This is a genomic window from Pseudomonas sp. IT-232MI5 (assembly GCF_949767845.1).
Lineage (GTDB): Bacteria > Pseudomonadota > Gammaproteobacteria > Pseudomonadales > Pseudomonadaceae > Aquipseudomonas.
On sequence record NZ_CATKQE010000058.1, the window covers coordinates 36,468 to 51,025 of the forward strand.

Annotated in this window: 13 protein-coding genes; 8 read left to right on the plus strand and 5 right to left on the minus strand. The window is 60.8% G+C overall.

Features of this window, described 5'->3' with window-relative positions:
- Positions 1 to 314: 314 nt before the first annotated feature.
- The 5 genes from fabB to ACM6JQ_RS23450 all read right to left on the minus strand — a co-directional run bounded on the left by fabB (position 315) and on the right by ACM6JQ_RS23450 (position 7,268).
- Positions 315 to 1,535, minus strand: a complete 1,221-nt coding sequence (gene fabB, locus ACM6JQ_RS23430; RefSeq protein ID WP_003227152.1) for a beta-ketoacyl-ACP synthase I — start codon at positions 1,533 to 1,535, stop codon at positions 315 to 317.
- A gap of 11 nt (positions 1,536 to 1,546) precedes the next feature.
- Positions 1,547 to 2,062 carry a 3-hydroxyacyl-[acyl-carrier-protein] dehydratase FabA gene (gene fabA, locus ACM6JQ_RS23435; RefSeq protein ID WP_003227150.1) on the minus strand — a complete coding sequence of 172 codons (516 nt, stop codon included), beginning with the start codon at positions 2,060 to 2,062 and terminating at the stop codon, positions 1,547 to 1,549.
- 247 nt (positions 2,063 to 2,309) lie between these two features.
- On the minus strand, positions 2,310 to 4,214 hold the full coding sequence (locus ACM6JQ_RS23440; protein ID WP_123376383.1) for an ATP-binding protein: 1,905 nt from the start codon (positions 4,212 to 4,214) through the stop codon (positions 2,310 to 2,312).
- Positions 4,211 to 5,143 (minus strand): ABC transporter substrate-binding protein, encoded by a 933-nt coding sequence (locus tag ACM6JQ_RS23445; RefSeq protein WP_007917470.1) that lies wholly within the window; start codon positions 5,141 to 5,143, stop codon positions 4,211 to 4,213. The genes ACM6JQ_RS23440 and ACM6JQ_RS23445 overlap by 4 nt, the downstream gene beginning before the upstream one ends.
- 1 nt (position 5,144) lies before the next feature.
- The gene (locus ACM6JQ_RS23450) at positions 5,145 to 7,268 is read right to left on the minus strand and encodes a TonB-dependent receptor plug domain-containing protein (RefSeq protein WP_414894747.1); all 2,124 of its coding nucleotides are present in this window, start codon (positions 7,266 to 7,268) and stop codon (positions 5,145 to 5,147) included.
- A 196-nt stretch (positions 7,269 to 7,464) separates the two neighbouring features.
- Between ACM6JQ_RS23450 and ACM6JQ_RS23455 the strand changes: the two genes are divergently transcribed.
- The 8 genes from ACM6JQ_RS23455 to ACM6JQ_RS23490 all read left to right on the plus strand — a co-directional run bounded on the left by ACM6JQ_RS23455 (position 7,465) and on the right by ACM6JQ_RS23490 (position 14,534).
- The gene (locus ACM6JQ_RS23455) at positions 7,465 to 8,490 is read left to right on the plus strand and encodes an NAD(P)H-dependent glycerol-3-phosphate dehydrogenase (RefSeq protein WP_095114424.1); all 1,026 of its coding nucleotides are present in this window, start codon (positions 7,465 to 7,467) and stop codon (positions 8,488 to 8,490) included.
- A gap of 21 nt (positions 8,491 to 8,511) precedes the next feature.
- Entirely contained in the window at positions 8,512 to 8,859 is a 348-nt protein-coding gene (locus ACM6JQ_RS23460; protein WP_008087808.1) for a DUF4389 domain-containing protein, read from the plus strand.
- Positions 8,856 to 9,308: a phosphohistidine phosphatase SixA gene (gene sixA / locus ACM6JQ_RS23465; RefSeq protein ID WP_095114423.1), complete on the plus strand. Its 453-nt coding sequence runs from the start codon at positions 8,856 to 8,858 to the stop codon at positions 9,306 to 9,308. The genes ACM6JQ_RS23460 and sixA overlap by 4 nt, the downstream gene beginning before the upstream one ends.
- 204 nt (positions 9,309 to 9,512) lie before the next feature.
- The gene (locus ACM6JQ_RS23470; RefSeq protein WP_095114422.1) at positions 9,513 to 11,168 is read left to right on the plus strand and encodes an AMP-binding protein; all 1,656 of its coding nucleotides are present in this window, start codon (positions 9,513 to 9,515) and stop codon (positions 11,166 to 11,168) included.
- 31 nt (positions 11,169 to 11,199) lie between these two features.
- Entirely contained in the window at positions 11,200 to 11,643 is a 444-nt protein-coding gene (locus ACM6JQ_RS23475; RefSeq protein WP_042560476.1) for a hotdog fold thioesterase, read from the plus strand.
- A 311-nt stretch (positions 11,644 to 11,954) separates the two neighbouring features.
- Positions 11,955 to 12,761, plus strand: a complete 807-nt coding sequence (locus ACM6JQ_RS23480; protein ID WP_007917459.1) for an alpha/beta fold hydrolase — start codon at positions 11,955 to 11,957, stop codon at positions 12,759 to 12,761.
- Complete coding sequence (locus ACM6JQ_RS23485) at positions 12,758 to 13,612, plus strand: alpha/beta hydrolase (RefSeq protein ID WP_007917457.1); 855 nt, start codon at positions 12,758 to 12,760, stop codon at positions 13,610 to 13,612. The genes ACM6JQ_RS23480 and ACM6JQ_RS23485 overlap by 4 nt, the downstream gene beginning before the upstream one ends.
- A 115-nt stretch (positions 13,613 to 13,727) precedes the next feature.
- Entirely contained in the window at positions 13,728 to 14,534 is an 807-nt protein-coding gene (locus ACM6JQ_RS23490; RefSeq protein WP_042704990.1) for a DUF4892 domain-containing protein, read from the plus strand.
- Positions 14,535 to 14,558: the final 24 nt, after the last annotated feature.

Genomic DNA, 14,558 nt, shown 5'->3' on the forward strand with positions numbered 1-14,558 from the left:
TAAACGGCTGATTTGTGCAAGGTGTTGTTGCGTTTTTTGCAACAGTGCTGCAGCCCGCGTAATCCGCGACATTCGGTCGCAGGGCGGTAAGTTTCATGACAGAAGTTTCATCTCCAGAACGCTCTGGATCCCTGTGGGAGCTGGCTTGCCAGCGATGACGTCGGCACAGCAAGCATCTTCGTTGCCTGACACTCCGCTATCGCTGGCAAGCCAGCTCCCACAGGGATCAGCGGTGTTCCGGCTATTTTCTGCAGGCGAAAAAAAACGCCCCGAACCAGTCGGGGCGTTTTTGTGTGTGGCTCAAGCGGGGGGAATTACTTGCCTTCCCAGCGCTTCAGTACCAGCGTGGCGTTGGTGCCGCCGAAGCCGAAGCTGTTGCTCATCACGGTGTTGATGGTGGCGTTCTCGCGGGTCTTGGTCAGCACCGGCAGATCGGCCACTTCAGGGTCCAGCTCGTCGATGTTGGCGGAACCGGCAATGAAGTTGCCTTCCATCATCAGCATGCAGTAGATCGCTTCGTGAACGCCGGCAGCGCCCAGGGAGTGACCGGACAGGCTCTTGGTCGAGCTGATCGCAGGTGCCTTGTCGCCGAACACTTCACGCACACCTTTCATTTCCGCGACGTCGCCGACCGGAGTCGAAGTGCCGTGGGTGTTCAGGTAGTCGATCGGGGTATCAACGGTGGACATCGCCATCTGCATGCAGCGGATCGCGCCTTCGCCACTTGGGGCAACCATGTCGTAGCCGTCGGACGTGGCGCCGTAGCCAACGATTTCCGCGTAGATCTTGGCGCCACGGGCCAGAGCGTGTTCCAGCTCTTCAACCACGACCATGCCGCCACCGCCAGCGATGACGAAACCGTCACGATCAGCGTCGTAGGCACGTGAAGCCTGTTCCGGGGTGTCGTTACGCTTGCTGGACAGCGCGCCCATGGCGTCGAACAGGAACGATTGGCTCCAGTGCTCTTCTTCACCGCCACCGGCGAAGACGATGTCCTGCTTGCCCATCTGGATCTGTTCCATGGCCGTACCGATGCAGTGAGCACTGGTGGCGCAGGCAGAAGCGATGGAGTAGTTCAGGCCCTTGATCTTGAATGGCGTGGCCAGGCAAGCGGAAACGGTGCTGCTCATGGTCCGCGTTACACGGTATGGGCCAACGCGTTTCACGCCTTTCTCGCGCAGGATGTCCAGCGCTTCCATCTGGTTCAGCGTGGAAGCACCACCGGAACCAGCGATCAGGCCGGTACGCGGGTTGGACACTTGCTCTTCGGTCAGGCCGGAGTCAGCGATAGCGTCTTTCATGGCCAGGTAAGCGTAAGCCGCTGCGTGGCCGACGAAGCGATAGATCTTGCGATCGATCAGCTCTTCAAGGTTGAGGTCGATGGAGCCGGAAACCTGGCTACGCAGACCCATTTCGGCATATTCCGGGTTGAACCGGATGCCAGGGCGGCTTGCACGCAGGTTAGCGGAGACGGTCTCTTTGTCATTGCCCAGGCACGAAACAATGCCCAGACCAGTGATAACGACGCGGCGCATGCGAATAACCCTTAGAAGTTGTCAGTGGAGGTGAACACGCCGACGCGAAGGCCTTCGGCGGTGTAGATTTCGCGACCGTCGACAGTCACCGAACCATCGGCGATGGCCAGGTTCAGCTTGCCCTTAAGGACGCGTTTGATATGAATGTTGTAGGTGACTTTCTTGGCGGTCGGCAGCACTTGACCGAAGAATTTCACTTCGCCCGAACCCAGCGCACGGCCACGGCCCGGCAGACCTTGCCAGCCCAGGAAGAAACCGACCAGTTGCCACATGGCGTCCAGACCCAGGCAGCCCGGCATCACCGGATCACCTTCGAAATGGCACGCGAAGAACCACAGGTCAGGGTTGATATCCAGCTCGGCGACCAATTCACCTTTGCCGTACTTGCCACCTTCTTCGCTGATCAGGGTGATGCGATCGACCATCAGCATGTTCGGGGCGGGCAGTTGCGCGTTACCTGGGCCGAACAGCTCACCGCGACTGCAGCGCAGCAGATCTTCCCGAGTAAAGGCGTTTTGTTTGGTCATGCGAGCTCCTCAATAATCCCATGCGGCAGGTGGGGCAAATCTTCCCGACCGTTCGAAGCGTTCATGCCTCGAACCGGCAGCCTACTCATAGACTATTGCGTTGTGGTGAAAGTCACAGCACCAAGGACATGAATGTACACTTGTGCACTGAAATTTTTATTCAAGCCCCTTTTGAGGCTCGTTCGGGTGCCTAAGACTGCCGCACTTTCGCTTTTCATGCCAGTCGCAGATGGTCGAAAGGCCCACACTACGACACCCAGCGCTGCAGAATCTGCTGCAGATCATTACGTTTGAACGGCTTCGCCAAATAATCGTTCATGCCCGCCGACAGACAGGTTTCGCGGTCACCCTGCAAGGCGTTGGCCGTCAGGGCGATGATCGGCACTTCGCTGCGACCCGGCAGAAGACGGATCTGCCGTGTCGCTTCGTAGCCATCGATAATCGGCAAGCGGCAATCCATCAGAATCACTTCGAAGTCGCTGCCCTCGGCGCTGCGCACGGCTTGTGCGCCATCGCTGGCAACACTGACAGTAAAGCCCAGACTGCGCAGCATCGCTTCAATCACGGTCTGATTCACCGGGTTGTCTTCGACCAGCAAGACATTGCGCCCTTCGCCATGGCCCTTGCCGTTCAGTGCTCGAGGCGCGGTCAGTGCCGGCAGCGCCTGCTTATACAGGGCCAGCGGAATTTCCAGGGTGAACACCGAGCCACGACCTTCTTCGCTCTGCGCGCGCAAGGTGCCACCCATGCGTTCGGCCAGTGTACGGGCGATCGGCAAACCGAGACCGGTGCCGCCGTAACGCCGCGAAATCGAGCTGTCGGCCTGCTGGAAGGCGTTGAACATCAGCTCCAGGCTTTCTGACGAAATACCGATGCCGCTGTCGCGCACCGAGCAGGTGAACCACAACAATTCGTGATCCAGCGACTGCCACTGCGCCTCGATGCTGACGCGACCCTGCTCGGTAAACTTCAGCGCATTGCCGACGAGGTTGACCAGAATCTGCCGGATCCGCGTCGGATCGCCCTGCACCTGCAAACCGCGCATGTCGTCCGGGATGCGCAGATTCAAAGCCAGGCCGCGTTGCACTGCGCTGTGCTGGAACGACTGCGCGCAGGCGCCGATCAGTTCAGCGAGGTTGAACGGGATGTGCTCCAGTTCCAGCTCGGAACGTTCGATGCGCGAGAAGTCGAGAATATCGTTGATGACTTTCAGCAGGTGTTCGGTGGACTCCGAGGCGAGGGCGGCGTACTCGACCTGCTCCTCGGTCATCTCGGTGGTTTCCAGCAATTGCAGCATGCCCAGCACACCGTTCATGGGGGTGCGCAGTTCATGGCTCATCATCGCCAGAAAGTCGGACTTGGCGTTGTTGGCCTTTTCCGCTTCCTCGCGGGTCTGGATCAGTTGCGCCATGGCTTGATGTTGCTCACGGCTGGCTTGTTCCAGCGCCTGGGCGAGGTTGTTGATGTGCTGCGACAGCGCGCCGAGTTCGGTGTCATCGACGATCGGTAGCGGCGTTTTGTAGTCGCCGTCCTGAATGGCCTTCACCGCGTCACCGATATCGCGGATCGGCTGCGACAAGCTGCCGGCCAGGCGCCGCGCCAACACAAACGTGAAGAGCAGGGCGAACAGCGCGAGGATTGCGGCCTTGAACAGGATTTCCTGCTGGCGCTGACTGAAGGCATCGTTGGACAGACCGACGATCACCCGGCCCAGATAATCTTCGCTGGCCCCGCTATTGCTGACCTTGCCGTCCTGGAAGAAATCATTGTGCAGGGCGATGCGTTGCAGGCGCACCGGTGCCTGGAATACTTCGACCTGATGCGGTCGACCGTGCGCCGCCGCGGGTTGTTCGACGTAGACCAGAATCCGGTTGGCGCTGTCCTGCACTTCAAGAAAACGCACATTGGGCGTGGCCAGTGTGGCCTTGAGCAGGCTCTCCAACACTTCGTTGTTGCCGGAAATCACCCCGTATTCGGTGGCGGGCGCCAGTTGGTTGGCGATCAGTTGGCCGGTGTGGTTCAACTCCTGACGCAAATCCTGAATGCGCACGAAGGTGAAAAAACTGATCAACAGCAGGGTCAGCAACAACGCCGGGCCCAGGCTGATCAGCTGGGTGCGGGTATTGATGTCCCAACGGCGACGGAAACTCATGGGCGGTGTTCTCCTTCAGCCAGCGCGCTGGCGACAGACGCTTCATTCAACGGTTCGATACCCAGTGAACGAGCGACCTGCGCATTACTTGAGACTTTGAAACGTGCGGGGTAGAGGGTTCGCGGCCAAGTGGCCGGCGGTTGGTCGAGCAATTGATCGAGCATCGCCAGCCAGTCGTTCTGATCGCTGTACGTACTGGCCAGGCTGCCGGCGCGAACGAACGCGACGTTGGGGCCGACCAGTGCGACTTGCCGTGAGTAACTGCTGAGCAGCAGGTTTTTCGCGGTTTTCGGGTTGTACAGATCGGGGTCGTCGAGCCCGAGCAGCACGTCGCTGTTTTTCAGCACGGTTTGCAGCGGGCGGCTGTCGTGGGTGTTGTCCCAGCGCTGGCTGACGACTTGCAGGTTCAGCGGCGCGGCGGCGAGATTCAGTTCCTTGAGGAGGAATTCACTGTGCTGATCGAACAGCACGCCGATCCGCCGGGCCTGGGGCAAAATGCGCCGGATCAACTGCAACTGTCGGCTCAGCGGCGGATCACTCCAGAGCAAACTCAGATGCGCCGGTTGCGCGTTGCCCAGGCGCTGGCGAGCTTGCAGGCGACTGATGCGCAGCACCAGTGTCGCCGGGCCTTGTGGTTCTTGCAGACGCCAGTCGAGACTCGGCAGGTCGAGCAGAATCAGGCGCAGGCTGGCGGGCAGTTTGCCCGGTGCCGGCAGACTGGCCAGTGGCTGGAAACGCACGTTGTCGGTCGGGCGCAATTCGCTGAGTGCCTGCACGAACGCTTGCACGCCAGGACTTTCCTCGGCGCCGGTCAACAGAATATCGGCCGCCTGCACCGCCACGCCATGCAGCCATGCGGTCAGAAACAGACACACCCCGGCCAGCCAGTGGCCAAAGGTTGGCAGCTTCCGTGACGGCCCGTAGTGCATCCTAGAACTCCAGCTCGGCGCTGAAATACATCACCCGGCGTTCGTCGTAATTGTTGTCGACGAAAGTGGTCGGCTCATGATCGAGGCGCTGTTGCAGCACGCCGGCCAGTTGCAGTTGGGCTTTGCCCAGCGCAATGCGTTTGGCGATGCGCGTGTCGACGCGTTCGAAACGGTAGCCGTTGAGCGCGTTGTCGCCGTAATAGAAGAGGGCGCTGTTCCAGCCGTGGCCCCAATCGCGCAGCCAGCCGGCCGAACCGCTGTTGCGCGAGGTGAATTGCTGATCCAGTGGGTTACTCGCCTCGGCATCGACAAAGGCGTAGGTGAAGCGCAGGCGATCGGCGAGGCTCACGCGCCAGTCGAGCTGGGTTTCCGTACCGCGAAACCGTGAGCTGTTGGCGTTGCTCGCGATGTATTGGTTGTTGCGCAGCGGCTCACTGATCATTCCGGTGATCTCGTCGTAGAACAGCTTCACATCCAGGGCCAGGCCCAACTCGGCGAAATAGCCGTTGTAACCCAGTTCGCGCGAGCGCATGTGTTCCTGATCGAGATCGCCCGGGCCACGCGTTTTGACAAAGTAGCGCGCCGACGACTGGCCGTAGGCCGAGGGCCGCAGGTTGCTGACCTGATAGCTCCAGTTGACGTTGTTCTCGAACATGTCCGGCGAGCGGATAGCCTCCGAGTACACCGCACGCAGGCCGTGGCGCGGGTTGATCAGGTAATTGACGGCAAATCGCGGGGTCAGCGAACTGCCAGTCAGTTGCGTGTTTTCAAACATCGCGCCGCCCTGCAACAGCCAGTGTTCCGTGGCGCGCCATTCCAGTTGGCCGAACGCGCGCCAGGTGGTGTCGTCCAGCGTGCCATTGAAGTAAGTCTCGGAGTCGGCGCGGTCGTAACGGTAGTTCATGCCGCTGACCAGTCGCAGGCTGTCGGACAGGCTGAGGGTGTCCTGCAGTTCGAGGTCGTAGCGCGATTCGCGGGCACTCTGGTCGATGTCGCCGCACAGGGTTCGACTCGCGCCGTTGCGCCATTGCTCGAGCACCTGATTGGCCAGGGCCATTTCCTGCGGTGTGCCGGGCGCCGCGCCGGGGCCGGTGAACTGCGTGATATTGCGCGCCAGACGCTCGGTGTAATTCGGGTTGAGCTGCCACAGTTGCGTCAGCTCGGGGCTGAATGACACCTCGGCATCGCAGGCGCGCCAGGTTTGCTGACGATCCCAGTGTTGCGCCGAGCCTTGTATATAAAGGCTGTGTTCAGGGTTGATGTCGAGGTTCCAGCGCACCGAGCCGGCGTAATCCTTGGCCACCACGTCGGAATTGTTCCCAGCGTCGGTAATCCCTGAGAACACCGGGCGGTAGGTGTACGGCCGCTGGTTGGTCCCGTCCTTGGCGTTGACCTGCCAGTCGAGGCTCTGGTTGTCGCTGAGCGTGTGGCTGACCGCGAGACTGAAGCGATTCAAGCGGCGACTGTCGCGGTAATCGGCGCCGCTGCGATCGCTGTCGAAGCCATCATCTTCCTGGCCAGACAACGACAGGCGCAAATCACCGCCATTCCAGCCAGTGCCCTGGCTGGCATAGAAATCATTGATGCCGCGCTGGCCTCGGGTGTACTTCATCCGCGTGCCGTGGCTGTCCGCCGGGTGGCGGGTGATGATGTTGACCACTGCCATCAACGCGTTGGCGCCATAACTGACGGTGTTCGGGCCGCGAAAGACTTCGATGCGATCGATGTCTTCCATGGCCACCGGAATATCGCTCCAGTCCACCGTGGACAAGCCTGCGCGATAGACCGAACGGCCGTCGATCAGCACTTGCATGCGCCGTGCTTCGCTGGCGTTGGTGCCGTGGTAATTGACCGCCGCCTGATTGCCGCTGATGTTGCCGACCATCATCCCTGGCACCAGCCGCAGCAGTTCACTGATGTCGCGCGCGCCGCTGGCGTTGATCAATTCGCTGTCGATGACGGTCATGCTCCCCGGCACTTCTGCCGGCGTCTGTTTCAGGCGCGTGGCCGTCAGCACCTGCGGCAGTGCTTCGTTGTCCAGGAACAGGTCGTCCGCCAGCACTACCGGGCTGAACAACAGCGCCAGTAAAACGGACGAACGCGGGGACGCAGAGCCAAAAGACACGACACAACCTTGATAGCGAAGAATTGGCGCGCATGTTAACCGAGGACAGCGACTTTTCCAGTCACGTTGCAGGCATTTTCCTAGGTTTTGTTGGTCTTCTTCCTACAAGTGTCGGTAATTGATGCAGGGGCTGGCCGCGCGTGGGCTGCCCCGTATAATGCCGGCATCGCCACTGGTATGGATTAACGGATTGCATATGACTGAACAGCGCCCGATTGCGGTCCTGGGAGGCGGAAGTTTTGGTACCGCCGTGGCCAACCTTTTGGCCGAGAACGGCCATCAAGTCCGGCAGTGGATGCGTGACCCCGAGCAGGCCGAGGCCATCCGGGTCAATCGCGAAAACCCGCGTTACCTCAAAGGCATCAAGATTCTGCCGGGGGTGACCGCCGTCACCGACCTGCAGGCAACCCTCGACGCCTGCGATTTGTGTTTTGTCGCGCTGCCATCCAGCGCACTGCGCACGGTGCTCGCCGCTCACGCCGAGCGGTTGAGCGGCAAGATGCTGGTCAGCCTGACCAAAGGCATCGAAGCGCAGACTTTCAAACTGATGAGCCAGATTCTCGAAGAGATCGCCCCGCAGGCGCGCATCGGCGTGTTGTCCGGGCCGAACCTGGCGCGCGAGATTGCCGAGCACGCGCTGACCGCCACCGTCGTCGCCAGCGAAGACGAAGAACTCTGTAAAGCCGTGCAAGCCGCGCTGCACGGTCGCACCTTCCGCGTGTATGCCAGCGCCGACCGTTTCGGCGTCGAGTTGGGCGGGGCGTTGAAAAACGTTTACGCGATCATCGCCGGCATGGCGGTGGCGCTGGAGATGGGCGAGAACACCAAGAGCATGCTGATCACCCGCGCGCTGGCCGAGATGACCCGCTTTGCCGTGAATCAGGGCGCCAACCCGATGACCTTTCTCGGTCTGGCCGGTGTTGGTGATCTGATCGTGACCTGCTCATCGCCAAAAAGTCGCAACTATCAAGTCGGTTTCGCGCTGGGTCAGGGCTTGAGCCTCGACGAAGCCGTGTCGCGCCTCGGTGAAGTTGCTGAAGGCGTCAACACGCTGAAAGTGCTCAAGGCCAAATCCCAGGAAGTCGGCGTGTACATGCCGCTGGTCGCCGGGCTGCACGCGATCCTGTTCGAAGGACGCACGCTGGAGCAGGTGATCGGTCTACTGATGCGAGCCGAACCGAAAACCGACGTCGATTTTATTTCCACCAGCGGTTTCAACTGATTGAGCCGGGAGTAGCAAGCCATGAACGATCCGAAAACCGAAGCCAAGTACGAATCCATCCTCCTGCGCGTGTTGTGGATGATCGTCTACGTGCTGGTCTGGCAAGTGGCGCAGTTCATCCTCGGCGCGGTGGTGCTGGTGCAACTGATCTATCGTTTGATCTATGGCGCGCCGAGCGCCAGCCTGATGAATTTCGGCGACAGCCTGAGCCAGTTTCTGGCGCAGATCGGGCGTTTCGGCAGTTTCCACAGCGACCAGAAACCCTGGCCGTTCGCCGACTGGCCAACGCCGCGTACCCCGGAAGGTGAAGCGCCACACGCCGTTGCCCCGGCGCCACATCCGGTGCGAGATGAGGAACCCAAGCTATGAAACTCTGGGTATTGCGTCACGGCGAGGCCGTGCCTTACGGCTCGTGCCCCGACTCCGAGCGTGAACTGACCGAGCACGGTCGCAAAGAGGCCTTGAGCAGCGCCGCCCGTTTGATCGGCCAGCCGCTGACCGCGATTTACGCCAGCCCTTATTTACGCGCGCAACAGACTGCGCAGATTGTTCGTGAAACGCTGGGTTTCGAGCCGGAAATTCGCACGGTCGAGTGGCTGACGCCGGAGGTTGATCCGGACAAGGTCACCGATCAACTGGTGTCGGTGAGCAACGTGCTGCTGGTCAGCCACAACCCGTTGGTGGGCAACTTGCTGAGCTATTTGCAGCATGGCGCCGGGTATCCGCCGGAGAAGGTCAGCACCGCCGGCCTGGCAGAGCTGGAAAGCCCAGAGTTGCTCATCGGCTCGATGACCCTCAACAGCCTCAAGCACCCGTAACGCTGATCCCTTGTGGGAGCGAGCCTGCTCGCGAAAGCGGCGTGTCATTCACCCTTTATGTGTCTGACAGACTGCATTCGCGAGCAGGCTCGCTCCCACATTGGTTTCTGCGTACACCATGAAATTATTTGTTTGAATTTTCCAACCAAGCACTTGCTTGGTTGACTACGCTTGCTCCAGACCCAAAAAACAGGAGCGAGTCGCATGTCTGCCGCCTTCCGTTTGCCGCTGGACGTGTTCTACGAGCGTGAAGCCCGCCATCCGCGCCAGCGCTTCCTCGTGCAGCCCATCGGCGGCGGCCAGGTCGAGACGCTGAGTTGGGCCGACGTCGGCCATCAGGCCCGCTGCGCCGCACATTGGTTGCGCGCCCGCGAGTTGCCACAAGGCAGCCACATCGCCCTGATCTCGAAAAACTGTGCACACTGGATCATCGCCGACCTGGCGATCTGGATGGCCGGGCACGTCTCCGTCCCGTTGTACCCCAACCTGACCGCCGACTCCGTCGCGCAAGTACTCAATCACTCGGAAAGTGTCCTCGCCTTCATCGGCAAACTCGACGATTGGCCGGGCATGGCCAAAGGCGTGCCGGCCGATTTGCCGACCATCAGCCTGCCGCTGCATCCGCCCGGGGAGTTCGATTTCAGTTGGGCAGACTTGCAGCGCAGCTCACCGATTCAGGACGATCCTCGCCCGGCTGCCGAGCAACTGGCGACGATCATCTATACCTCCGGCACCACTGGCCTGCCCAAAGGGGTGATGCACAGTTTCGCCAATCTCGGCTTCGCCACCACGCGCGGCACGCAACTGTTTGGTCTCAACGAGAACGACCGGCTGCTGTCGTACCTGCCGCTGTGCCACGTTGCCGAGCGGATGTTCGTTGAGCTGGCCTCGATCTATACCGGGCAAACGGTGTTCTTTGCCGAAAGCCTTGAGACCTTTATCACCGATCTGCAGCGAGCTCGGCCAACCGCGATGTTCGGCGTGCCGCGCATCTGGACCAAATTCCAGATGGGCGTGTACAGCAAGATCCCGGCGAAGCGTCTGGATTTTCTCCTCGGCCTGCCGTTCATTGGCAAACGTGTCGGGCACAAAGTGCTGGCGGGACTGGGGCTGGATGCCTTGCGTGTGGCGCTGTCCGGCGCCGCGCCTGTGCCGCAGACGTTGCTCGCCTGGTATCGCAAACTTGGCCTTGATGTGCTGGAGGTCTATGGCATGACCGAGGGCTGCGGTTACTCGCACATCTGCCTGCCGGGGCAATACAAACAGGGCTGGATCGGCAAACCGTGCCCGGAAGTCGAGGTGCGCATTGATGAGTCGGGCGAGGTGCAGGTGCGCAGTCAGGCGAACATGCTCGGCTACTTCAAGGAACCGCAGAAGACCGCCGAGACCCTGACCGAGGATGGCTTTCTGCGCACCGGCGACAAGGGCGAGCAGGATGCCGAAGGGCGCCTGCGCCTGACTGGCCGCCTCAAGGAAATTTTCAAGACAAGCAAAGGCAAATACGTCGCCCCGGCGCCGATCGAAAACCGCTTGGCCGTGCATTCACGGATTGAACAGGTGTGCGTGGTGGGAGACGGCTTGAGCGCGCCGTTGGGTTTGTGTGTGCTGTCGAGCGTCAATCAGGAGGAGGGCCGGGCGAGCCTGCATTCGAGTCTGGAAAAACTCTTGGAAGAGGTCAACGCCGTGCTCGACAAGCACGAACGCCTGCGCCGCCTGGTGGTGGTCAAGGACAGTTGGGCGGTGGAAAACGGCTTCCTCACGCCGACTCTGAAGATCAAACGCAACGTCATCGAAGACACCTATGGCGCGCGTTTCGAAGAATGGAGCGAGCGCAGCGAGGCGGTGCTGTGGCAGGATTGAGCGACCACTAAAACAACAAAGGAAGTCTGCGATGAGCTTGTGGCGTACCACCCCCAACATCGAGCAGTTGAACGCGATCCAGAAAAACACCATCGGCGAAGTGCTGGACATCCGCTTCGAAGCGTTCGACGAGGAATCGCTGACCGCGAGCATGGTCATCGACCATCGCACCCATCAGCCCTACGGCTTACTGCACGGTGGCGCATCGGTGGTGCTGGCGGAAACCGTCGGTTCGATGGCCAGCTATCTGTGCATCGACGCCAGCAAGTTTTATTGCGTCGGCCTCGAGATCAACGCCAACCATTTGCGCGGCTTGCGCAGTGGCCGGGTGACGGCGGTGGCCAAACCGATTCACATTGGTCGCACCACCCATGTATGGGATATCCGTTTGACCAGCGATGAAGGCAAGGCCAGTTGTGTGTCGCGGCTGACCATGGCCGTGGTGCCGCTGGGTGAGCAGCCGCCGGCACGTTGAGTGAGTTTCTTCAGTGATCAGCCCCTCACCCCAGCCCTCTCCCAGAGGGAGAGGGGGTCGACCTCGTTGTTTTCACGTGCTTCATCGACCTGAGATACCGAGTCGAATACAGATTCGGAAAAGCATGGAGATCGGCTCCCTTTCCCCCTCGCCCCCCTGGGGGAGAGGGCTGGGGTGAGGGGGTAGCGATCCGACTGACTCACCATAGCCCTGACCGGACTGTCATCATTCCTGGCAGTTACGGTCATTGCTCCTGGACGCGGTCTTACGGACAATCAACGCCACGTTTCCCGCTCATGGATTTACCCAGCATGTCGCAACCGATCTTTTTCGCCCACGCCAACGGATTTCCCTCGGGCACCTATGGCAAGTTGTTCGCGGCGCTGGCGCCTGAGTACCGGGTTGCGCATCTGGAGCAGCATGCCCATGACCCGCGTTTCCCGGCGGACGACAACTGGTACAACCTTGTCGATGAGTTGATCCACCATTTGCAGCAACAGGATCAACCAGTGTGGGGCGTTGGCCACTCCTTTGGCGGGGTGTTGCACCTGCACGCGGCGCTACGTTGCCCTGAGCTGTATCGCGGTGTGGTGATGCTTGATTCACCCGTGTTGACTCGCACTGATCAGTGGGTGATCCGTGCCGCCAAGCGTTTTGGCTTCATCGACAGACTGACCCCGGCGGGCCGCACCCTGGGCCGGCGGGAAGAGTTCGCCGACCTCGACAGTGCGCGCAGCTATTTTGCTGGCAAGACACTGTTCCGTGGTTTCGATCCGGAATGCTTCGATGCCTACCTGCAACACGGTTTGCATCAGGTCGGCGACAAACTGCGCCTGCGTTTCGACCCGGCCACCGAGATCAGCATCTATCGCGGCGTGCCGCACACCAGTCCTGGCCGCACCCGGCAATTGCAGGTGCCGCTGGCGGTGGTGCGCGGGCACAAGAGTCGTGTGGTCATGCGTCATCACACCCGTTTCGTTTCGCGTCTGGCCCAAGGCGAGGCGTTGAGCATGCCCGGCGGGCACATGTTCCCGCTTGAGCGCCCGCAGGACACCGCACGGTTGTTGAAGAACCTGTTTACCCGTTGGGAAAAACGCCAGGACAAGGATTGCGCATGAGCCCGCCCTTCGAAGAAGTCCGCCTGAGCCTGCCGCATATCGAACTGGCCGCGCATTTGTTCGGGCCCGAGGACGGTGTGCCGGTGATCGCGCTGCATGGCTGGCTCGACAACGCCAACAGCTTTGCCCGTCTGGCGCCGAAGCTCAAAGGCTTGCGCATCATCGCGCTGGACATGGCCGGGCACGGGCATTCCGGGCATCGACCCAACGGCGCCGGCTATGCCCTGTGGGATTACGCCCATGACGTGCTGCAGGTCGCCGAGCAACTTGGTTGGAAGCGATTCGGCCTGCTCGGGCATTCGATGGGCGCCATTGTCTCGATGGTGTTGGCGGGTTCGTTACCGGAACGCATCAGTCATCTGGCACTGATTGACGGCGTGATTCCTCCTACAGACAAAGGCGAAAACGCCGCCGAACGCATGGGCATGGCCCTGCAAGCGCAACTGGATCTGCGCGACAAACGCAAACCGGTCTACAACACCCTCGACCGTGCCATCGAAGCGCGGATGAAGGGGCTGGTCGCGGTCAGTCGAGAAGCCGCCGAGTTGTTGGCTCAGCGCGGATTGATGCCGGTACCGGGTGGCTACACCTGGCGCACCGACAATCGACTGACCTTGCCATCACCGCTGCGCCTGACCGAGGAACAGGCAATGGCTTTCGCGCTGCGGGTCAGTTGCCCGGCGCATCTGGTGGTCGCGGCTGACGGCATGCTGGCTAAACATCCCGAGTTGCTGGAGCGTCTACCCTTCAGTCGGGAACAGTTGGCGGGCGGGCACCATTTGCACCTTAACGATGAGGCCGGGGCCGACCTTGTCGCAGACTGTTTCAATCGGTTCTTCGCCATTCCTTGACTTGCTGCGGGCAACTGTCGAGGCTGGGCGGGTTGAAATGGGAGACAACCACGATGGATTTCTACACCGCTGCGACCTCGAATCATCCAGCATTACCGATCCGATGAGCCTGACTATACGGTCACTCAGTCTGTTGGCACTGTGCTGTTTCAGTACCGTTTCGTTCGCCGCCGATGTGCCGGGCAGCCAGGATCTGCAGATCGTGCCGCGTCTGGCCGATGCGCAGATCGTCGACTATCGCCCTCCGGTTGAACTGGAGCGCATCTACCCGCTGGGCTCGATCCGCAAGATCAGCGGGCAACTGCGCTTCGACGGCCAGGTCACTGCTCGTGGCCAGATCACGTCGGTGACTTACGAGTTGCCCCCCGAACACTCCGCCACCGAAGCCTTCACCGCCGCCCGCGAGGCCCTGCAAAAGCAGGACGCAGAATTGCTGTTCTGGTGTCAGGCGCGTGATTGCGGCGAAAGCAGCCTCTGGGCCAACGAGGTGTTCGGTAACTCCAAGTTGTACGGCGCTGACGAACAACAGGCGTATCTGTTGTTGAGGCTGGCCGCACCGCGCGACAACACGCTGGTGGCGCTTTACAGCATCACCCGTGGCAATCGCAAAGCCTATCTGCATGTCGAACAGTTCGAGGCGGTTGCACCGCTGGGTGAGTTGCTGCCGACTTCGGCAACCTTGTTGCGTCAGCTCAAAAGCACCGGTGAGCTGGACTTTCCTGATCGCGTGAATGAGCCGGATGACACTTGGCTGCGGTTGATTTCCCGTGGACTTAATCTCGACACGACGTTGCGTGTAACGGTGTCAGGGCCAAAGGCCGAAGCCTGGCGCCAGGCGCTGATCAATCAGGGGGTGCGGGCGGCACGCATGGAAACCGGCAGTGTCGAAGGCTCTGGCCTGCGCATCGATCTGTTGCGGTAAGCTGTTTTTGGCGAGCACGAGCCG

Bases quoted from the DNA above. Each gene is read 5' to 3' on its own strand.
- fabB (WP_003227152.1), bottom strand. From the start codon at position 1,535: ATGCGCCGCGTCGTTATCACTGGTCTGGGCATTGTTTCGTGCCTGGGC.
- fabA (WP_003227150.1), bottom strand. From the start codon at position 2,062: ATGACCAAACAAAACGCCTTTACTCGGGAAGATCTGCTGCGCTGCAGT.
- ACM6JQ_RS23440 (WP_123376383.1), bottom strand. From the start codon at position 4,214: ATGAGTTTCCGTCGCCGTTGGGACATCAATACCCGCACCCAGCTGATC.
- ACM6JQ_RS23445 (WP_007917470.1), bottom strand. From the start codon at position 5,143: ATGCACTACGGGCCGTCACGGAAGCTGCCAACCTTTGGCCACTGGCTG.
- ACM6JQ_RS23455 (WP_095114424.1), top strand. From the start codon at position 7,465: ATGACTGAACAGCGCCCGATTGCGGTCCTGGGAGGCGGAAGTTTTGGT.
- ACM6JQ_RS23460 (WP_008087808.1), top strand. From the start codon at position 8,512: ATGAACGATCCGAAAACCGAAGCCAAGTACGAATCCATCCTCCTGCGC.
- sixA (WP_095114423.1), top strand. From the start codon at position 8,856: ATGAAACTCTGGGTATTGCGTCACGGCGAGGCCGTGCCTTACGGCTCG.
- ACM6JQ_RS23470 (WP_095114422.1), top strand. From the start codon at position 9,513: ATGTCTGCCGCCTTCCGTTTGCCGCTGGACGTGTTCTACGAGCGTGAA.
- ACM6JQ_RS23475 (WP_042560476.1), top strand. From the start codon at position 11,200: ATGAGCTTGTGGCGTACCACCCCCAACATCGAGCAGTTGAACGCGATC.
- ACM6JQ_RS23480 (WP_007917459.1), top strand. From the start codon at position 11,955: ATGTCGCAACCGATCTTTTTCGCCCACGCCAACGGATTTCCCTCGGGC.
- ACM6JQ_RS23485 (WP_007917457.1), top strand. From the start codon at position 12,758: ATGAGCCCGCCCTTCGAAGAAGTCCGCCTGAGCCTGCCGCATATCGAA.